This is a genomic window from Pseudomonas sp. GT1P32, from assembly GCF_054897805.1.
In genome coordinates, this window is record NZ_CM142704.1 from 6,479,286 (window position 1) to 6,497,109 (window position 17,824).

The 17,824-nt window shown below is 61.3% G+C and carries 19 protein-coding genes and 1 pseudogene; 14 read left to right on the top strand and 6 right to left on the bottom strand.

The window, feature by feature from the left end; genetic code table 11:
- Positions 1 to 9 precede the first annotated feature (9 nt).
- Positions 10 to 1,089, bottom strand: coding sequence for a patatin-like phospholipase family protein (locus tag ACYZUC_RS29550; RefSeq protein ID WP_461992176.1), 1,080 nt, complete (start codon positions 1,087 to 1,089; stop codon positions 10 to 12).
- A 253-nt stretch (positions 1,090 to 1,342) separates the two neighbouring features.
- Between ACYZUC_RS29550 and ACYZUC_RS29555 the strand changes: the two genes are divergently transcribed.
- The 4 genes from ACYZUC_RS29555 to ACYZUC_RS29570 are packed head-to-tail and all read left to right on the top strand — an operon-like array spanning position 1,343 to position 3,938.
- The gene (locus tag ACYZUC_RS29555; RefSeq protein WP_008025303.1) at positions 1,343 to 1,651 is read left to right on the top strand and encodes a PepSY domain-containing protein; all 309 of its coding nucleotides are present in this window, start codon (positions 1,343 to 1,345) and stop codon (positions 1,649 to 1,651) included.
- Positions 1,651 to 1,956: a PepSY domain-containing protein gene (locus ACYZUC_RS29560; RefSeq protein WP_461992178.1), complete on the top strand. Its 306-nt coding sequence runs from the start codon at positions 1,651 to 1,653 to the stop codon at positions 1,954 to 1,956. The genes ACYZUC_RS29555 and ACYZUC_RS29560 overlap by 1 nt, the downstream gene beginning before the upstream one ends.
- Positions 1,957 to 1,959: 3 nt before the next feature.
- Positions 1,960 to 2,628: a response regulator transcription factor gene (locus ACYZUC_RS29565; protein WP_008025306.1), complete on the top strand. Its 669-nt coding sequence runs from the start codon at positions 1,960 to 1,962 to the stop codon at positions 2,626 to 2,628.
- Positions 2,625 to 3,938, top strand: a complete 1,314-nt coding sequence (locus ACYZUC_RS29570; protein ID WP_461992180.1) for a sensor histidine kinase — start codon at positions 2,625 to 2,627, stop codon at positions 3,936 to 3,938. Before ACYZUC_RS29565 ends, ACYZUC_RS29570 begins: the two co-directional genes overlap by 4 nt.
- Positions 3,939 to 4,061: 123 nt before the next feature.
- On the opposite strand, the gene ACYZUC_RS29575 is transcribed toward ACYZUC_RS29570, so the two are convergent.
- Complete coding sequence (locus tag ACYZUC_RS29575) at positions 4,062 to 4,817, bottom strand: methyl-accepting chemotaxis protein (protein ID WP_461996784.1); 756 nt, start codon at positions 4,815 to 4,817, stop codon at positions 4,062 to 4,064.
- Positions 4,818 to 4,919: 102 nt separating this feature from the next.
- Positions 4,920 to 6,209: pseudogene (locus ACYZUC_RS29580) on the bottom strand (methyl-accepting chemotaxis protein); the annotation flags it as partial.
- Positions 6,210 to 6,624: 415 nt separating this feature from the next.
- On the opposite strand from ACYZUC_RS29580, the gene ACYZUC_RS29585 reads away from it, so the two are divergent.
- Positions 6,625 to 7,941: a Na+/H+ antiporter family protein gene (locus ACYZUC_RS29585; RefSeq protein WP_162130708.1), complete on the top strand. Its 1,317-nt coding sequence runs from the start codon at positions 6,625 to 6,627 to the stop codon at positions 7,939 to 7,941.
- Positions 7,942 to 8,172: 231 nt separating this feature from the next.
- Complete coding sequence (locus ACYZUC_RS29590; RefSeq protein WP_461992182.1) at positions 8,173 to 9,855, top strand: methyl-accepting chemotaxis protein; 1,683 nt, start codon at positions 8,173 to 8,175, stop codon at positions 9,853 to 9,855.
- A gap of 103 nt (positions 9,856 to 9,958) precedes the next feature.
- Here ACYZUC_RS29590 and ACYZUC_RS29595 read toward each other — a convergent pair whose 3' ends face one another.
- Entirely contained in the window at positions 9,959 to 10,894 is a 936-nt protein-coding gene (locus tag ACYZUC_RS29595; RefSeq protein ID WP_461992183.1) for a LysR family transcriptional regulator, read from the bottom strand.
- A gap of 237 nt (positions 10,895 to 11,131) precedes the next feature.
- Between ACYZUC_RS29595 and ACYZUC_RS29600 the strand changes: the two genes are divergently transcribed.
- From ACYZUC_RS29600 to ACYZUC_RS29610, 3 genes are all read left to right on the top strand, one after another.
- Positions 11,132 to 11,617 (top strand): DMT family transporter, encoded by a 486-nt coding sequence (locus ACYZUC_RS29600; RefSeq protein WP_223452709.1) that lies wholly within the window; start codon positions 11,132 to 11,134, stop codon positions 11,615 to 11,617.
- Complete coding sequence (locus tag ACYZUC_RS29605) at positions 11,617 to 12,072, top strand: DMT family transporter (protein ID WP_008035175.1); 456 nt, start codon at positions 11,617 to 11,619, stop codon at positions 12,070 to 12,072. The genes ACYZUC_RS29600 and ACYZUC_RS29605 overlap by 1 nt, the downstream gene beginning before the upstream one ends.
- A 191-nt stretch (positions 12,073 to 12,263) precedes the next feature.
- A complete protein-coding gene (locus tag ACYZUC_RS29610) occupies positions 12,264 to 12,428 on the top strand; it encodes a metallothionein (protein WP_192228929.1) in 165 nt (54 codons plus the stop codon).
- 102 nt (positions 12,429 to 12,530) lie between these two features.
- Here ACYZUC_RS29610 and ACYZUC_RS29615 read toward each other — a convergent pair whose 3' ends face one another.
- Complete coding sequence (locus ACYZUC_RS29615; RefSeq protein ID WP_461992186.1) at positions 12,531 to 12,758, bottom strand: DUF6555 family protein; 228 nt, start codon at positions 12,756 to 12,758, stop codon at positions 12,531 to 12,533.
- Positions 12,759 to 12,903: 145 nt separating this feature from the next.
- On the opposite strand from ACYZUC_RS29615, the gene ACYZUC_RS29620 reads away from it, so the two are divergent.
- The 3 genes from ACYZUC_RS29620 to ACYZUC_RS29630 all read left to right on the top strand — a co-directional run bounded on the left by ACYZUC_RS29620 (position 12,904) and on the right by ACYZUC_RS29630 (position 15,019).
- Entirely contained in the window at positions 12,904 to 13,674 is a 771-nt protein-coding gene (locus ACYZUC_RS29620; protein ID WP_032832904.1) for an AraC family transcriptional regulator, read from the top strand.
- Between the two features lie 183 nt (positions 13,675 to 13,857).
- Positions 13,858 to 14,031 (top strand): DUF1427 family protein, encoded by a 174-nt coding sequence (locus ACYZUC_RS29625; protein ID WP_008035179.1) that lies wholly within the window; start codon positions 13,858 to 13,860, stop codon positions 14,029 to 14,031.
- Between the two features lie 31 nt (positions 14,032 to 14,062).
- On the top strand, positions 14,063 to 15,019 hold the full coding sequence (locus ACYZUC_RS29630; RefSeq protein WP_008045193.1) for a quinone oxidoreductase family protein: 957 nt from the start codon (positions 14,063 to 14,065) through the stop codon (positions 15,017 to 15,019).
- A gap of 107 nt (positions 15,020 to 15,126) precedes the next feature.
- Here ACYZUC_RS29630 and ACYZUC_RS29635 read toward each other — a convergent pair whose 3' ends face one another.
- Entirely contained in the window at positions 15,127 to 15,801 is a 675-nt protein-coding gene (locus ACYZUC_RS29635; RefSeq protein WP_461992189.1) for a histidine phosphatase family protein, read from the bottom strand.
- A gap of 367 nt (positions 15,802 to 16,168) precedes the next feature.
- Between ACYZUC_RS29635 and ACYZUC_RS29640 the strand changes: the two genes are divergently transcribed.
- Together ACYZUC_RS29640 and ACYZUC_RS29645 are read left to right on the top strand one after the other, a co-directional pair.
- Positions 16,169 to 16,867 (top strand): glutathione binding-like protein, encoded by a 699-nt coding sequence (locus ACYZUC_RS29640; RefSeq protein WP_008035182.1) that lies wholly within the window; start codon positions 16,169 to 16,171, stop codon positions 16,865 to 16,867.
- Between the two features lie 33 nt (positions 16,868 to 16,900).
- Positions 16,901 to 17,743, top strand: a complete 843-nt coding sequence (locus tag ACYZUC_RS29645; protein ID WP_461992191.1) for a PhzF family phenazine biosynthesis protein — start codon at positions 16,901 to 16,903, stop codon at positions 17,741 to 17,743.
- Positions 17,744 to 17,824 lie beyond the last annotated feature (81 nt).

Genomic DNA, 17,824 nt, shown 5'->3' on the forward strand with positions numbered 1-17,824 from the left:
TTGTCCTGACTAAAGGGTCAGCAAGCGTTCGCCAAGGCGACCGTTGGCGGCCAGTTCGAGAAACTCATCGCCCAGCCTGCGGCTTTCTTCCATCGTCGCACGCCAGTATTTCTGCCGGCTCGGCGCATCGCCCATGAAGCGCTTGAAGTCGTTACGGTCCGGCAGTTTGCCGTAGGGCAGGCGCGCCAGGTATTCCTTGGACGGCGCCAGCAACAGGACATCCTGCAAGCGCGTTGGGCAGGCACGGCGCCACGGCAGGGTTTTGTCGAACCAGCCGGGAATCACCCGGTCGGTGAAGTGCGGATAGAGCACGATGTCGTTGCCGCTGTAGGGCAGGTCGAGGTGATAGTCGAGCAGGCCGCCGTCGCGGAACGTCCCGGCGCCAGCGCCCGGCAGGTCGCGCACGCCTTCCATGACCATCGGGATCGAGCCCGAGGCGAGCAGGGCCTGACGCAGGTTGCCGGCATTCAGCGCGACGAAGCGCGAGGGGAAATCGTTCAGCGGGTTGACCGGCGGTGCCAGGCGCGGGTCGTGGATGATCAGCCGCTCGAAATGCCGCGACAGCCGCGCGCGCCCGCGCAGGTTGTCGGCGATCACTGACGACAGGCCCAGCCCGAGACGACCGCGATGATCGTCCGCAAGCAGGCCATGACTTTTGACCACCATGATGTTCAGCCGGTAATTCGCGTTGCTCAGAATCGCCGCATCGCGACCGTCGAGCAGGTCATTGAGCATGCGTTGCGAGCTCTGGCTGATCTGCGCCATGGTCACGCCCTTGGCGAAGTTCTGCTCGGTGTACAGGTGACCGAGGCGGCGAATGCCTTCGGCGGCGTCCGGCAGGCAGGCACTGGCGAAGCGCCAGGAGCCGACCGAGGCACCGATCAGCGACCGTTCACGCGGCGCGGCGGGCAGCCACTCGCCAAACAGCGCCAAGTCCAGACCTTGAATCCCCAACGCCTTCGGCCCGCCGGCAGCACCCGGCAGCGTACCGACATCGGCGGCGTTCAAGCCGTGCTCACGGATGCGCGCCAAGGCACGCGGGCCGGCCTTGAGGGTCAGGGAAGGGAACTTGATGTGGATGGCGGTCATACCGGTCTCGATGTCAGGCAAGCGGGCGGATTATAAACAGCTGTACGTATTGCAAACACAGAACCTGTAGGAGCCGGCTTGCTGGCGATGGCAATTTCAAGGACGCCATCGCCGGCAAGCCGGCTCCTACAGGTTTGGCGTATGCCGACGATAGCGTGATGCCATTCTTGATGATGGCAATTCAGTTTCAATTAAGTTCGAATCGCTAAGGTGCCGTCCGTACGCAACACATAAAAGAATACGGAGACACCCCATGAAAACCCTGACTGCCCTGTTCACCGCCTCCATCGTCGCCATGACCGTCAGCATCGCCCACGCCCGCGACCTGGGCCCCGACGAAGCCCTGCGGCTGCGCGACGCTGGTACCATTGTGTCTTTCGAGAAGCTCAACGCCACGGCATTGGCCAAACACCCAGGCTCGACGGTCACCGAAACCGAGCTGGAAGAAGAGTACGGCAAGTACATCTATCAGGTGGAGCTGCGCGACCCTCAAGGCCTTGAGTGGGACCTGGAATTAGACGCGGTCAGCGGGCAGCTTCTCAAGGATCATCAGGATACGTAATGAAGGTGTGTTCATTGTCACGCATGGCGCTGGTGCTTCTGGCGTTTTGCTCGATCGTCATGGCCCGCGACCTTGATCAGGACGAAGCCCTGCGCCTGCGCCAGCAGGGCGTGATTCTGCCGCTCGAGCAAGTGGTGAAGCAGGCGCTGGAGCGTTATCCAGGCTCAAAACTGCTGGAAGCCGAGCTCGAAGAGAAACACGACGTCTACATTTATGAAGTCGAGCTGCTGACCATCGAGGGCGTGGTCCGTGAACTGGACCTCGACGCCGCCACTGGCGAGTTACTGAAAGACAAGGAAGATTGACCGATGCGATTGCTGCTGGTGGAAGACCATGTGCCCCTGGCCGACGAACTGATGGCCGGCCTCAACCGCCAGGGCTACGCCGTGGATTGGCTGGCCGACGGTCGCGACGCGGTGTATCAGGGCAGCAGCGAACCGTATGACCTGATCATCCTCGACCTCGGTCTGCCGGGTTTGCCGGGGCTCGATGTGTTGGCGCAATGGCGCGCCGGTGGGCTGGCCACGCCGGTATTGATCCTCACCGCGCGCGGTTCCTGGGCCGAACGGATCGAAGGCCTCAAGGCCGGCGCCGACGATTACCTGAGCAAACCTTTCCACCCTGAAGAGCTGCATTTGCGCATTCAGGCGTTGTTGCGCCGTTCCCATGGTCAGGTCAATCAACCGACGCTGCAGTCAGCCGGATTGCACCTGGACGAAGGTCGCCAATGCGTGACCCGCGACGGCGCAGACATCCAGCTCACCGCTGCGGAGTTTCGCCTGCTGCGCTATTTCATGCTGCACCCCGAGCAGATCCTCTCCAAAAGCCACCTCGCCGAACACCTCTACGACGGTGAAACCGAGCGCGATTCCAACGTGCTGGAAGTTCACGTCAACCACCTGCGGCGCAAGCTCGGGCGCAGCGTGATCGAAACCCGTCGCGGCCAGGGTTACCTGTTCGGCGGGCAAGCGCAGTGAGGTCGATCCAGCGCCGCTTGAGTCTGGGGCTGATCAGCGTGATGGTGATCGTCGGCCTGGTGCTGGCGCAAACCAGCCTGTGGTTGTTCGAAGTGGGGTTGCAGCGCTATCTCGAAGCGGGGCTGCGCAACGACAGCGAAAGTTTGCTGGTGGCGCTGGTGCGCGGGCCGCAGGGCTTGCAGCTGGATGAACGACATCTGTCACCGGCTTATCAGCGGCCGTTTTCCGGGCATTACTTTCGCATCGATTTTGCCGACAGCCATTGGCGCTCGCGTTCGTTGTGGGATCAGGAATTGCCGCGCCTCGACCATCCCGGCCTGCACAGCAACCTGCAACTGGGGCCGGAAGGCCAGCAATTGCTGGTCTTGCGCTCGGACTATCGCCGTTTGGGACAATCGATCTCCATCAGCGTCGCCCAGGATTACACACCGGTGCGCGAGAGTTTCAAGCGCATGCAGCAAGTGGGGCTGGGGCTGGGTCTGGCGGGGTTACTGCTGATTTTGCTGTTGCAACGGATCACCGTGCGCCGCGCCTTGCGTCCACTGGAAAAGGCCCGTGAGCAGATTGCTCAGTTGCAGCAGGGCCAGCGTTCGCAACTGGATGACCGGGTGCCCGTGGAACTTGAACCGCTGGTGGCGCAGATCAACCATTTGCTCGCCCACACCGAAGACAGCCTCAAGCGTTCGCGCAATGCGCTGGGCAACCTTGGGCATGCCTTGAAAACCCCGTTGGCGGTGTTGTTGAGCCTGGCGTCCAGCGAGAAACTCGACGCCCATCCCGAGTTGCGCAAGATCCTCAAAGACCAATTGGCACAGGTTCAGCAACGACTCAATCGCGAGCTTAACCGCGCACGATTGTCCGGCGATGCGCTGCCGGGGGCGTTGTTTGATTGCGATGCGGAACTGCCGGGATTGCTCGCCACGTTGAACATGATCCACGGCGAACACCTTGAGCTGAGCTATCGCGCGCCGGCCGGGTTGCAGTTGCCGTGGGATCGCGAAGACTTGCTGGAACTGCTGGGCAACCTGCTGGACAACGCCTGCAAATGGGCGGATGCCGAGGTGCGGTTGAGCGTGGTCGAGACGGCTGCAGGGTTTGAGTTAAGCGTGGAAGATGATGGGCCGGGGATTCCCGAAGACCAGCGTGCTCAGGTGTTCAGCCGGGGTACGCGGCTGGATGAGCAGGCGCAAGGGCATGGGTTGGGGCTGGGAATCGTGCGCGACATCGTCGACACGTGGGGCGGGGTGTTGCGGCTGGAGGAGAGCGAGTGGGGCGGGTTGACGGTTGTCATCGAACTCCCAAAACGCTGACACCGCTCCCAAAAACACCGATGACCTGTAGGAGCCGGCTTGCCGGCGATGGCGTCCTCAAAATCGCCATCGCCGGCAAGCCGGCTCCTACAGGGTCTATGTCGTCAACGAGAATCGGTTGAATCAGACGCGGAATTGATCCATCAGGCTCTGCTGCTGATTCGCCAGGCTGTTGAGCGACTGGCTCACCCGCGCCGACTCATTGGCCTGCCCCGACAGCGACTCGGTCACGTCCCGGATCGTCGCCACGTTGTTGTTGATCTCTTCCGCCACGGCGCTTTGTTCTTCCGCCGCTGAGGCAATCTGCAGGTTCATGTCGCTGATCACCGTCACTGCGTCGCCGATCTGGCGCAACGCCGTGACGGCCTGGCTGACCTGCTCGACACTGCCCTGAGCCTGGCGATGGCTGTTGTTCATCGACCCCACCACATCCTGCGTGCCGTTCTGCAACTGCTCGATCACCAGACGGGTTTCTTCAACCGACTCCTGCGTACGCCGCGCCAGGTTGCGCACTTCGTCGGCGACCACGGCAAAACCGCGTCCGGCCTCTCCGGCACGGGCCGCTTCGATCGCGGCGTTCAGGGCCAGCAGGTTGGTCTGCTCGGCGATGGCGCGGATCACTTCCAGTACCGAGCCGATTTTCTCGCTGTTGGCCGCCAAACCTTCGACCTGCACCATCGCTGCGCTCATGTCGGCGGCGAGGTTGTCGATGCTGGTGGTGGTCTGGTCGATCACCGTCAATCCACGGCGGGTGGCCTGATCCGCATCCTTGGCAGCCTGTGCCGCTTGTGCCGCGCTGCGGGCAACGTCCTGAGCGGTGGCGCTCATTTCGTGGGAAGCGGTCGCCACCTGATCGACCTGGCGGTATTGCTGTTCCATGCCGGCGCTGGTCTGCGTGGCGATGGCAGAGGACTGGTCCGCCGTGCTGCGCGCGTCCTGTACCGAGCGTTTCACCTCGGCGATGATCGGCTGCAACTTGTCGAGGAAACGGTTGAACCAGCCGGCCAACTGGCCCAGTTCATCCTTTTTGTCATAGGCCAGACGCCGGGTCAGGTCGCCTTCGCCGCTGGCGATGTCTTCGAGCATGTGCGCCACGCCGAGGATCGGTTTGGTCACGCTGCGCGCCATCAGCCATACCAGCAACAGGCCGATCAACGCGGCCAGCACGCCGAGGCCGAGTTCGACCAAGGTGCCGGCGGTATTGCTTTCATCGAGTTGTTTTTTCAGGGCTTCGGCGGGGCCGACCAGGACTTTTTCCGGCACATCGAGCAACACGCCCCACGACTTGCCACCGGGGATCGGCTGGAACGGCGACAGCACTTTCAACTGCTGGTTGCTGTGCAGGCTTGCGGTTTTGCTGCTGGCGGCGAGCAGGCGGATCAGCTCGGCGCCGTTGGTTTTATCCACAGCGTCCAGGCGCTGGGCGAGTTTGCTGGCGTCCGGGCTATAGCCTGCGAGCAAACCGGCCGGGCTGATGATGCTGACGTTGGTCTGGCCGTCATAGAGCTTTTTGCTCGCGCCCTGGCTGACTGCTTGCAGGCTGTTGAGGTTGATGTCCACCGACAGCGAGGCGATGACTTTGCCATTGACCATCAGCGGGAACACGATGCTGGTCATCAGCACGTTCTGGCCGTCGATCACATAGAAGTAGGGTTCGATCACGCAGGGCTTGAGCGAGGTGCGCGGGCAGGTGAACCAGGCGTTGGCGGGTTCACCGCTGGGGCCGGTGCTGGTGTCGGCCATGTCAGTTTCGGGCAGCGCCATCGACGTCACCTTGCCGGGCGTCGGTTGCGACCAATAGAGCGCGAAACGGCCTTTTTCGTTACTGCCCAACTCGGCCTGGCCCGCGAACAGTTCGTCCTTGCCGTCCAGCGCATTGGCTTCGAACACCAGCGACAGGCCGAGTAATTCCGGGTTGGCTTGCAACGCAGACTTGACCTGACGGGTCAGGTCTTCACGCAGGTCGAAGGCATCGAGAAAGCGCTTTTCGGCCTGATCGCGCAGGAACAACACCTGACGGGAAAAGCCGTGGCCATATTGATAGGCATCCATGAACTGCTGGCGAATGTTCAGCGCCTGGTTTTCGCCCTGGGACTCGATCCGGGCCTGGGCGGCTTCAGTGAGCATCTCCATGCTCGAGGCTTTCACCAGCTCGGAACTGTGCTCCATGCGATACAGCGAAAGACCTACCAGCAAGGTCACGATACCAGCGAGGCAAAGCCCGGCCAGCAGGGTGATTTTCCATTGAATGGAAAGTTGTCTGAGTGACATGGAGACGTCCTTATTCGATAAATATCTGAGACTTTGCACTGTAACGGCCGAAAATCCGCGTTCTTTATGCCGTCCGACGAAAAGGAATCACTCTCACGAATCCTGTAGGAGCCAGCTTGCTGGCGATGGCGTAAGTCCAGTCAATAACGGGTGGACTGAACCACCGCCATCGCCAGCAAGCCGGCTCCTACAGAGTGAACCCCTCGGATGATGTGCTGGGTTTAGGGCCGCCATCGCTGGCAAGCCAGCTCCTACAGGGGGCAGTGTCGTTCCGGCATCAGGGGTCGCTGGCTTTGACAAGGCGGTGATGGTCCGGCACAGTGCGCGCCCTCTAATAAAACCCATTCCTTATCCCGCTGGCGGCTCTTCGCAGACTGCCGGCCGGGCTCATTTCGCTTGCCTTGAGGTAACGATGATTAATGCTGTAATTGCCGCGGTCGGCATCATGCTGATTCTCAGCCTGTCCCGCGTGCACGTGGTGATCGCGCTGATTATCGGTGCGCTGGTGGGTGGTTTGACCGGTGGCCTGGGCATCGACGCCACCTTGAAAGCCTTCAACAGCGGCCTCGGCGGCGGGGCGACGGTGGCCTTGTCTTATGCCTTGCTCGGCGCCTTCGCGGTGGCGATTGCCAAGTCCGGCCTGGCCCATGCGTTGGCGGACAAAGCCCTGGCCATGGTTGACCGCCAGCACGCCAACGGTGGCGGCTCGGTGAAGTGGCTGCTGATCGGCCTGCTGTGGGTGGTGGCCATCGCCTCACAGAATATTCTGCCGATACATATCGCTTTCATTCCGTTGCTGGTGCCGCCGCTGTTGTATGTGCTGACCAAGCTGCAACTGGATCGGCGGTTGATCGCCTGCGTCATGACCTTCGGCCTGATCACCCCGTACATGTTCCTGCCAGTGGGCTTCGGCAACATCTTCCTCAATGAAATCCTGCTGGCCAACGTGGCCCGTAGCGGCGTGGACATCAGCGGCATCAACGTCACCCATGCCATGGGTATTCCGGCGCTGGGCATGGTGGTGGGGCTTGCGGCAGCCTTTATCAGCTACCGCAAGAAGCGCGTCTACGACCTGGAAAAGATCGAACAGGTCGAGCAGGTCGCGGTGCAGTACAACCCGTTGAGCCTGATGGTTGCGGGTGTGGCCATTGCGGCGGCGTTCATTATTCAGTTGTTGCTGGACTCGATGATTATCGGTGCACTGGCGGGCTTTTTGATCTTCTCGGTGTCGGGCATCGTGAAGTGGCGCGACACCGATGACCTGTTCACCGAAGGCATGAAGATGATGGCGATGATCGGTTTCATCATGATCGCCGCCTCGGGGTTTGCTGAAGTGATGAAAGCCACCGGTCAGGTGCAGACGCTGGTTGAAGCGTCGGCGTCGTGGATCGGCCACAGCAAAGGCATCGGTGCGTTGCTGATGTTGCTGGTCGGTCTGCTGGTGACCATGGGCATCGGTTCGTCGTTTTCCACCGTGCCGATTCTGGCAGCGATTTTCGTGCCGCTGTGCGTGCAACTGGGGTTCAGCCCGATTGCCATCGTCTGCATCGTCGGCACCGCCGGCGCGCTGGGCGATGCCGGTTCGCCTGCTTCCGACTCGACGCTCGGCCCGACCTCCGGCCTGAACATCGACGGTCAGCATCACCACATCTGGGACACCGTGGTCCCGACCTTCCTGCATTACAACCTGCCGCTGCTGGCGTTCGGCTGGGTGGCCGCGATGGTCCTCTGATTCTAACCTGCCCTGTGGCGGCGCCTGTGAAATAGCATCGTCAGCAAGCCGGCTCCTACAGATTGCGTGATCAACGCTAAATCAGGCGACACCTCGGACCTGTAGGAGCCGGCTTGCCGGCGATGGCCATTTCAACGACGCCATCGCCGGCAAGCCGGACTCCTACAGTTTTGCGTTGGCGTGCCGTTAAAGCCTTTAACCACGCCAATAAAATCAAAAGAGCGAACCGTCATGCGCATGAGCCTGAAGGCTAAAGTCCTGTCCCTTGCCGTCCTCCCGGTGTTGCTCTTTGCGCTGGTCATCAGCCTGACCACGTTGTTCGTTCTGCAGGAACAGGCCCACAAGGAAGTCGAGGAGACGCGCCAGCGCCTGCTCAGCGACGCCAAGGCCACCCTGCAAAGTTATGTGGCCGTGGCCATGACGGCGATCAAACCGCTCTACGAGGCCGCCGCCCCTGGCGATGACGCGGCGCGAGCGCAAGTGATCAAGTCGCTGTCGAGCATCAGCTACGGCAAGGAAGGTTACTTCTTCGGCTACGACTCCAACACCGTGCGCCTGTTCAAGGCCAACAGCCCCGACGGCGTGGGCCAGAGCTTCAAGGACAACCGCGATCCGAACGGCGTCTACGTCAACCGCGACCTGGTGAAAGTCGCCAAGGACGGCACTCACTACCTGCAATACAGCTCGCCATTGCCTGGCAATACCAAGGTGCTGGTGCCGAAACTCGGCTACACCGAATACCTGCCGAAGTGGGACATGGCCGTCGGCACCTCGGTCAACCTTGACGGTATCGAGGCGCAAGTGGCCGTGGTCGAAGCCAAGGTTCAGGAGCGCATGGAAGGCGTGTTGTTGAGCATCATCGGCATCGCCGCTGTCGTGCTGTTGCTGATTGCTGCTGCCGGCATGCTGCTGGCCAACACCATTCTGCGTCCGCTGAACCTGATGAAAGCAAACCTCGACGACATCGCAGCGGGCGAGGGCGACCTGACCCGGCGCCTGACTATTACCAGCCAGGATGAACTCGGCCAACTCGCCGGCTCGTTCAACCGCTTTGTCGACAAGATCCACGGCCTGGTGCGTCAGATCACCGAAATGACCTCGCAATTGACCGGGCTGGTGAACCAGGTCTCCGATCAGGCCCAGCGTTCGGATCAGGCGATGGAGCGTCAGCGTCACGAGACCGATCAGGTGGCCACGGCGATCAACGAAATGTCGGCGGCCGCGCAGGAAGTGGCGAAAAGTGCACAAAACGCGGCAGTGGCGGCGCAGCAGACCGACGAGGAAGGCCAGGCAGCCAAGCGTGTGGTGGCCGGCAGCATCGTCAAGATTCATGCATTGGTCGACGACATTCGCAGCAGTGGCGTGTCCCTCGACAGCCTGCAAAAGGACGTGTCATCGATTGTCAGCGTGCTCGGGGTGATCCGCTCGATTGCCGAGCAGACCAACCTGTTGGCGCTCAACGCTGCCATTGAAGCGGCCCGTGCCGGTGAGGCCGGTCGTGGTTTTGCGGTAGTGGCCGACGAAGTCCGTGCGCTGGCCAGCCGCACGCAAATCAGCACCCAGGAAATCCAGGGCATGATCGACCGCTTGCAGGCTGGCACCCAGTCGGCGGTGGAAGCGATGCGCCGTTCCAGCGAGGCCGGCGACGGTACGTCCGCGCAGGCCAATGAAGCGGGTGCTTCGCTGGACACCATGGCCCAGTTGATCGGCACCATCAACTCGATGAACGCGCAGATCGCCAGCGCCGCCGAGGAGCAGACCGCCGTGGCCGAAGAGATCAACCGCAGCGTGCATCAGATCGCGGTGGCCGTGGACAACGTGGCCGGCGAAACCCAACTCGGCGCCCAGACGTCCCGCAGCCTGGCTGATCTTGGCCAGCGCCTCGGCACTCTGGTCGGCCAGTTCCGCATCTGACACCCCCGAACCTACTGTAGGAGCCAGGCTTGCCGGCGAAGGCGTATTTGAGGACGCCTTCGCCGGCAAGCCTGGCTCCTACAGTAAGCATTTTGCATCGTCCCTAGGGTCTGTCCCAATACGGCACGGTCCCGAAGCATTCGACATAGAAATCAATCACCGTGCGCACCTTCACCGACAACCGCCGGCTCCCGGGCCAGAGCACGGCGATCTGTTGCGGCTCAAGGCTGTTGGACACCTGATATTCCCCGAGCACCGGCACCAGCGTGCCGTTGCGCACCGCTTCACCAATCAGCCACGACGGAAACATCACCAGGCCCAGGCCTTGTTCGGCGGCCTGTGTGAGTGTGTCGGCGTGGTTGCCGGTGATCGGTCCCTTCACCGAGTAGGGCGTCCAGTCCTGCTGACCCTGGCGGAAAAACCAGCGCTGCTGGCCGGCCACGCCTTTGTAGGCCAGGCATTGATGCGCCGCGAGATCTTCGGGATGCAACGGTGTGCCATGGCGTCTCAAGTACGTCGGGCTCGCCGCCACCTGAAAGCGTTGTGGCGCCAGAATCCGCGCCTGCATACTCGAATCGTGCAGCGGGCCGATGCGAAACAGCAGGTCGGCACCTTCCTGTAACGGTGCGACGTAACTGTCGGTCTGCTGGATATCCAGCTGCAATTTCGGGTAACGCTCACACAGTTGCCCCAGCCAGGGCGTCAGATGCCGTTGGCCAAACACCACCGGCGCGTTGATCCGCACCAGTCCGCTCGGCTCGCTTTGTTGTTCCTGCAACGCCTGTTCGGCTTCCTCCAACTGCACCAGCACCAACCGCGCATGCTCGCCGAGCAAGCGTCCGGCTTCTGTCGGCGTGACCGCACGGGTGTGGCGGTAAAGCAATTGCTGGCTCAGCGCCTGTTCCATCAACTGGATCTGCCGGGAAATCGACGACGGCGCCAGGCCCTCGCGGCGGGCGACTTCAGAGAAGCTGCCGTGGTCGAGTACCGCGACAAACAGCCGAAGTGCCTTGAAACCCAATTCGTTGAGGCCGTGCATGAAGAATCCTGCTGTGCGAGTTGCGCAAAAGTGTTGTCAGGATGCTCCCATTTATCGCACAGCAGCGCCAGCCGATAATGCGCTCACTTCCTGCACGCAGACCTTGTAGGAGCGAAGCTTGCTCGCGAAGGCGGCGTGTCAGTTTTCATCTTCGTCGACTGACACGCCGCCTTCGCGAGCAAGCTTCGCTCCTACAGGCGACCGTGTAGTTCATTTGAAAATGGGTAGGTCTCTGTTATGCAATCTTCTTCAATCGATATCGCTGTCACACCAGCAACCCAACCGGGGTTGCGGCTTTTGCTGCTGCCTTTGGTGATCCTGGCCGGTATGGGCCTGTCCGTGGAGGCCGGTCTGCTCGGGCCGCTGGGGGTTCAGGTCGGTCACTTGTGGGCGACGTTGAGCATCTTCGGCGTCGGCTCGGCGATCCTGTTTTTCCTGCTGTTGCTCAGCGGCCCGCAAAAGGGACCGGCCTTCAGCGACTTGCCGCGCTGGCAGTTGATCGGCGGTTTTCTCGGGCCGATCTACGTGGTGGTGCTGACCCTGGCTACGCCGCACATCGGCATTGCGATGACGATGATCGCGATCCTGTCCGGGCAGGTCGGTAAAAGCGTGCTGATCGACCACTTCGGCTGGTTCGGCGCCACTCGTAAAAAGGTCAACGGTGAACGTTGGCTGGCCTTGCTGCTGATTGTGGCGGCACTTGTTCTGATTGCGCGGGGTTAATGATGAATCTGATTATTTTGTTGGCGGTGGTCGTGGCTGCCGGTGCGGTGTTGAGTGTTCAGGCCGCCATCAATGGGCGACTGGGCGAAACGGTCGGTGTGCTGCGCAGCAGTTTGTTGACGTTCGTGGTGGGTGCAGTGAGCACCGGGTTGTTGATCCTGTTTTTCGAGCCGGCCCAGGCCATGAGCCTGCTGGACGTGCCGAAATGGCAGCTCAGCGGCGCGCTGTTCGGCGTGGTGTACATGATGGTGATGGTGGGGGCGGTGCCACGGGTGGGTACGGCAGTGGCGACGGTCGCGGTGATCGTCGGGCAGTTGGGCATGGGGATGCTGATCGATAACTTCGGCTGGCTGGGCAACCCGCAGATCGAGCTGTCCGGCAGCCGGATACTGGCGATGGTGTTGCTCGGGTTGGCGCTGGTGTTCATGTATCGCAGCAATACCCGCCAGGCCTGACCGCTTTCGCTTTCCTGTAGGAGCGAGGCTTGCCCGCGAAGCAGATGCCGCGATCTAAACAGTTACATCGCGTTATCGTTCTTCGCGGGCAAGCCTCGCTCCTACAGGTTTGGGCTGCGTCGTCTGTGGCAACTTCTACACTGGTGAGACGGGTTGTAGCCCCGACGACCACCACCTCAGGAGTCAGACTCATGATCGATAGCGAAAGTAAATGCGACTGCAAGAAATGCAACTGCAAACTGGGCCAGCATCCGATCGCACGTCACGGCAAGCACTACTGCTGCGAAGCCTGCGCCAAACACCATGAACACGGTGAAGAATGCGTGCACAAAGACTGCAAGTGCGCCCAACACTGACTGTGTAGGAGCAAGCTTGCTGGCGATGCGGGCGTCGAGGTTCTACAGGCTGACCGCGTTATCGTTCATCGCGGGCGAGCTTGCTCCTACAGAAAACCGTCGTTAGCTCGCGGGTCGCCATGTGACGTTTTCCACGCCGAATTTTTCCGCCATCGGCTTGCTGGTCTTTTGCACTTTCTCCCTTCCAAAGCGCGGGATCCGGCCCACACCGGCGTCGCAACTCGCCCAGTGCCAAGCATCCGCATTGTCCATTTTGTCCAGGCGAATGATGAAAGACTTGGGGACGCCATGAAGGGTGTATTCAATGACGAAAAGTTTTGCGTTATTCATAAAGCCCGTATTCCTCCCTGTGTTAATAGAAGGATCGTCGGGCGTACGGAAAATTCATTCGGATTGTCAGACGGCTGCAGCCAGTGGCGACAAGGCCTGCGGCTGGTTACCATGGATTTTCTGAAAAACCCGATGAATGCTGACCATGGCCCTTGCCGCGCCCCCCGACCTGAGTGACACCGATGTGCCCGTGCAACCGTTGGCGCGCACCTATCCGCGCGGGCTGTTCATCGAGCCCCACGAGCATGTCTGGGGCCAGTTGCTGTATGCGATGAGCGGGGTGATGTGGGTCGAAACACCGCATGAGGCGCTGGTGGTGCCGCCGCAACGGGCGGTGTGGTTGCCGCCGGGCGTGCCTCACGGCATACGCGTGGTCTCGGACCTGCAGATGCGCAACATCTACCTGCGTCCGGCATTGGCGGCAACGCTGGACGACACGGTCCAGGTGATCGAAGTGGGCGGGTTGCTGCGTGAACTCATCGTCGGGCTGGTGGAGCAGGGCGACGACGGCGCGCCGGAGTATTACGAGGCGCTGGTCGGGCTGGCACTGCTGGAACTGCGGCGAGCCAGGCGTTCGCTGTTGAAAATCCCGTTGCCGGATGATTCCGACCGGCGTCTGATGAACCTGTGTCAGGCCGTCATGGCCGCGCCATCGCTGGACGTTTCCTTCGAACAACACGCGCAAAACGCCGGGGCCAGCGTGCGCACCCTGGCGCGGCTGTTCAAGGACGGTCTGGGCATGGGCTTCGCCGAGTGGCGGCGACAGGTGCAACTGGCGACGGCGGTCGCGGAGCTGATCCAGGGGGCACCGGTCAGTGCGATTGCCCGGGAGCTGGGCTATTCGCCGAGCAGCTTCAGTGACATGTTCCGTCGGGAACTGGGTGTCGCGCCCTCGCAGTTCTGCACGAACCTGTAGGAGCCAGCTTGCTGGCGATAGCATCCTCAAATTTTGCATCGCCCTCACGTCAGCTATCGCCAGCAAGCTGGCTCCTACAGGTTGTTGCGGGTGGTTTGGCCGAAATTCAGAAGCACTTGGCCGATGCTTGCTGATGCCGGCCTTTAGACTTTGGGCATCCCTCAATTGCCCACGGAGTCTGCCATGAGCTACCTCATCTCGCTGGTCATCGGTCTGGGCGTCGGTTTGCTTTACGGCGCGCTGGATTTTCGTTCCCCCGCCCCACCGGCCATCGCGCTGGTGGGCCTGCTGGGCATGCTTGCCGGTGAAAAGTTGTGGCCCATGGGGCGGCAACTGGTCACAGGCTGGATCTCCTGAATTCCCTTTCCCCTGTTGGATGGACACTCTCATGAAAGCATTGCAGTTCGACAAAACCGGCGACCTCTCGGCCCTGCGCTATGTCGAGGTTCCGACCCCCGTGCCCGGCGCCGATGAAGTGCTGGTGCAAATCAAGGCCGCCGGCCTCAATCCCAGCGATGTGAAGAATGTGCTGGGGCGTTTTCCCTACACCACGTTGCCGCGCATTCCCGGGCGTGATTTTGCGGGTGTAGTCGTCGAAGGCCCGCAGGCGTTGATCGGTCAGGAAGTGTGGGGCACCGGTCGTGAACTGGGCTTTTTCGCCGACGGCTCCCATGCGCAATTCGTCAAGCTGCCGGCCAACGGCGTGGCGCGCAAACCGACGCACCTGAGTTTTGCCCAGGCCGCCAGCCTCGGCGTGCCTTACACCACGGCGTGGGATGCGCTGGAGCGCAGCCTGGTGAACGCTCAAACGCGGTTATTGGTGATCGGTGGCGGGGCGGTCGGCAGTGCTGCGCTGGCGCTGGCCAAGGTGCGTGGCGCCCAGGTGCTGGCGGCGGCGCGGCGGCCGGAGCAGGTCAAGGACTTGCAGGCTCAGGGGTATCAGACGTTGCAGCTGGATAAACCCGAGGACTTGGGGGCGCAGGTGAATGCGGTCTACACCGGCGGCGCCGACGTGATTTTTGACACCACCGGGTTCTGGCTACCGGCCTCCGTCCCTGCACTGGCCGCGTTCGGTCGCATCGCGATCATCGCCGCGCCGGTGGATGGCCAGGTGCAATTGCCGGCGCTGGCGCTGTATCGCAAGGGCGGTTCGGTGGTGGGGATCAACTCGTTGCTGTACGGCGTGCAAGCGTGCGCGGCGATGCTCGATCAGTTCGGCCGGTTCTTCGACCAGGACCTGTTGCCGTTGCCGCAAGGGTTGTTCGAATCGCCATTGGCCGAAGGGCTGGAACGTTATGCCGAAGTGAATCAGGGCAGTGGCGACAAAGTTATCCTGCTCCCATAACCCCCAACCTTGTAGGAGCCAGCTTGCTGGCGATGAACGATAACGCGGCGTTCCTGAAACACTGCGGCGCCTATATCGCCAGCAAGCCGGCTCCTACACAAATCGTGTTATGTCGGGCAGGTTTCCCGGCCGTTATCCAGGCCTTGCTTGTAGCTGTGGCTCTGCAGACTGGCCTTGCCGTTGTGCCAGGTCAGGGTGAGTACATACAGCGAGTCGTAGTCGCTGGATTCCCAGTCATCGGTGATGTTCTGTTTCTTGCCGACCGCTTCGCCGGCGACCTTGTTGATCAGCTCGGGCAGGTAGCCGTGGGACCACGCGGTGTAGATCACCGAGTTGTGGTACTTGTCATGCAGCAGTTCGTCGGCCAGGTCACTGGTGTCGTTGGCCGAGAAGTTGATGTTCACCGGCAAACCGAGCTTGATGGCGCTGGGGCTGATGGTCATCAGGGGGCGAATGTAGCTGTAGGAATTATCCAGCTCGCCTTCCTCGACATTGCGCGTCGGGTTGGCTGCAAACACGTAGTTGGCCTTGCCGAATTTTTCCGGGAGCAGGGTGGCCAGGTCGATGGCGCGGTTCAGGCCCTGGCAATTGAGTTGGCCGAGGCCGCCGGCGGGTTTTTCCGCGTGGCGCAGGAAGACCAGCGTCTGGGTGCCGTCAACCGGCTGGGCGCGGCTTTCACTGACTTCAAACGACAGGAACAGCGCACTGATTGCCAACAGGGAGGGCAGCACGATGTAAGCGCGATGTTTGAAGCGTCGGACCAATTTCATAAGGTTCATCATGGAATAAGGGTTCTTCAGCGCATTCGGTTAAGGCTGACAAACCTTTACACCACTCGCTCCCTGCGTCGGGTGTTTTCCATGTCGATGATCCGGTCCGTTTCCGAAAGGGCAGCACTCAGAGTCCACTGAGGCCCGTTTGGTTCGATTCCGGCGGCATGCGCAGCAATGTACCGATAACCTTGAACGGGTTGGAGCAGAGGTTATCGACAGGATGTTGCGGAATTATGGACACAGTACACGGGGTGGTCGCTGGAGATGACTGCAATCCATTGATCTTGGTAATCATCAATATCGATACGCCGTACGTCGCAGCCTGCGGCCACTCACACTATGATCGTGCCTCTCAATCTCTTCGTGGATCCATGCGATGACCGATCTGTCTGCTTTCCCTATCACTCAAAAATGGCCAGCCCAGTACCCTGAGTGGATTCAGCTCTACTCGTTGCCGACCCCCAACGGCGTCAAGGTGTCGATCATGCTCGAAGAGATCGGCCTGCCCTACGAGCCGCATCGCGTGGGCTTCGACACCAACGACCAGCTGTCGCCCGAGTTTCTGTCGCTGAACCCCAACAACAAAATCCCGGCGATCCTCGACCCCCACGGTCCGGACGACCTGCCGCTGCCGTTGTTCGAATCCGGGGCGATTCTGATTTACCTCGCCGACAAGAGCGGGCAGTTGCTGGCCCAGGAATCGGCTGCGCGTTACGAGACGATCCAGTGGTTGATGTTTCAGATGGGTGGTATCGGGCCGATGTTTGGCCAGCTCGGTTTTTTCAACAAATTCGCCGGCAAGGACTACGAAGACAAACGCCCTCGGGATCGCTATGTCGAGGAAAGTAAACGTTTGTTAAAAGTGCTTGATGGACGTCTGCAGGGGCGCGACTGGATCATGGGCGAGCGCTACACCATCGCCGATATCGCGACATTCCCGTGGGTGCGCAACCTGATCGGCTTCTATGAGGCGGGCGATCTGGTGGGCATCAAGGATTTCCCGAACGTGACGCGGGTGCTGGAGCGCTTCCTGGCGCGGCCGGCGGTGATGCGCGGGCTGGAAATTCCCAAGTAAGACCTTTCGAATCCACCAAGACCAAGGCAGGCCATGCACGCATTCGATTTCAAGCAAGTAGATGTCTTCAGCCGCGTTGCGCTCAAGGGCAATCCGTTGGCCGTGGTGTTCGGTGCCGATGAGCTCAGCGATGAGCGCATGGCGGCGTTCGCCACCTGGACCAATCTCAGTGAAACCACGTTCATCCTCGCCCCGCAGGACCCTCGGGCCGATTACCGGGTGCGGATTTTCACCACCCTGAACGAATTGCCGTTCGCCGGTCACCCGACCCTCGGCACCTGCCATGCCTGGCTCGAAGCCGGTGGCGTGCCCAAGGGCGAGGAGATCATTCAGGAATGCGGCGTGGGCCTGGTGCGGGTGCGCCGACAAGGCGCGGAACTGGCCTTTCTCGCCCCGCCACTGCTCAAAACCGGGCCGGTGCAGGCGGAGCTGGTGGAGCGCGTGCGACGCGGGCTCCGGCTGGAACCGGGCGCCATCGTGCGGGCGCAGTGGGTCGATAACGGCGCGGGTTGGCTGGCGGTGATGGTCGAAGATCGCCAGCAGGTGCTGGACCTGCAGCCGGACCATGCGCAGATGCTCGGCCTCGCGGTCGGCGTGATTGCGCCGTGGCATCCCGAGCGTGACGGCGATGACGCACAGTTCGAAGTGCGGGCGTTCATTTCCGGTGACGGCATGCCGGAAGACCCTGCCACTGGCAGTCTGAATGCCGGCATCGCCCAATGGCTGCTCAGCGAAGGGCTGGCACCGGCGTCTTACGTGGTGAGTCAGGGCCTGACCATGGGGCGGGCCGGGCGAATTGCGGTCGAGCGGATTGGCGATGAGATCTGGATTGGTGGTTCTGTAGTTACGTGCATTACCGGCACGCTGAAAATCTAAACTTGTGGGAGCGGGCTTGTGGTGATTGTTGCTGTGGCGGTAACGGTTTTTACTCCGCTGAGGTTTGTGCCCGGCGGCGAA

Excerpts from the sequence above, each read along its gene's own strand:
- ACYZUC_RS29590 (WP_461992182.1), top strand. The coding sequence starts at position 8,173 with ATGCGCATGAGCCTGAAGGCTAAAGTCCTGTCCCTTGCCGTCCTCCCG.
- ACYZUC_RS29555 (WP_008025303.1), top strand. The coding sequence starts at position 1,343 with ATGAAAACCCTGACTGCCCTGTTCACCGCCTCCATCGTCGCCATGACC.
- ACYZUC_RS29565 (WP_008025306.1), top strand. The coding sequence starts at position 1,960 with ATGCGATTGCTGCTGGTGGAAGACCATGTGCCCCTGGCCGACGAACTG.
- ACYZUC_RS29615 (WP_461992186.1), bottom strand. The coding sequence starts at position 12,758 with ATGAATAACGCAAAACTTTTCGTCATTGAATACACCCTTCATGGCGTC.
- ACYZUC_RS29600 (WP_223452709.1), top strand. The coding sequence starts at position 11,132 with ATGCAATCTTCTTCAATCGATATCGCTGTCACACCAGCAACCCAACCG.
- ACYZUC_RS29610 (WP_192228929.1), top strand. The coding sequence starts at position 12,264 with ATGATCGATAGCGAAAGTAAATGCGACTGCAAGAAATGCAACTGCAAA.
- ACYZUC_RS29625 (WP_008035179.1), top strand. The coding sequence starts at position 13,858 with ATGAGCTACCTCATCTCGCTGGTCATCGGTCTGGGCGTCGGTTTGCTT.
- ACYZUC_RS29605 (WP_008035175.1), top strand. The coding sequence starts at position 11,617 with ATGATGAATCTGATTATTTTGTTGGCGGTGGTCGTGGCTGCCGGTGCG.
- ACYZUC_RS29630 (WP_008045193.1), top strand. The coding sequence starts at position 14,063 with ATGAAAGCATTGCAGTTCGACAAAACCGGCGACCTCTCGGCCCTGCGC.
- ACYZUC_RS29595 (WP_461992183.1), bottom strand. The coding sequence starts at position 10,894 with ATGCACGGCCTCAACGAATTGGGTTTCAAGGCACTTCGGCTGTTTGTC.
- ACYZUC_RS29550 (WP_461992176.1), bottom strand. The coding sequence starts at position 1,089 with ATGACCGCCATCCACATCAAGTTCCCTTCCCTGACCCTCAAGGCCGGC.
- ACYZUC_RS29645 (WP_461992191.1), top strand. The coding sequence starts at position 16,901 with ATGCACGCATTCGATTTCAAGCAAGTAGATGTCTTCAGCCGCGTTGCG.
- ACYZUC_RS29575 (WP_461996784.1), bottom strand. The coding sequence starts at position 4,817 with ATGGAACAGCAATACCGCCAGGTCGATCAGGTGGCGACCGCTTCCCAC.
- ACYZUC_RS29620 (WP_032832904.1), top strand. The coding sequence starts at position 12,904 with ATGGCCCTTGCCGCGCCCCCCGACCTGAGTGACACCGATGTGCCCGTG.
- ACYZUC_RS29560 (WP_461992178.1), top strand. The coding sequence starts at position 1,651 with ATGAAGGTGTGTTCATTGTCACGCATGGCGCTGGTGCTTCTGGCGTTT.
- ACYZUC_RS29635 (WP_461992189.1), bottom strand. The coding sequence starts at position 15,801 with ATGATGAACCTTATGAAATTGGTCCGACGCTTCAAACATCGCGCTTAC.
- ACYZUC_RS29640 (WP_008035182.1), top strand. The coding sequence starts at position 16,169 with ATGACCGATCTGTCTGCTTTCCCTATCACTCAAAAATGGCCAGCCCAG.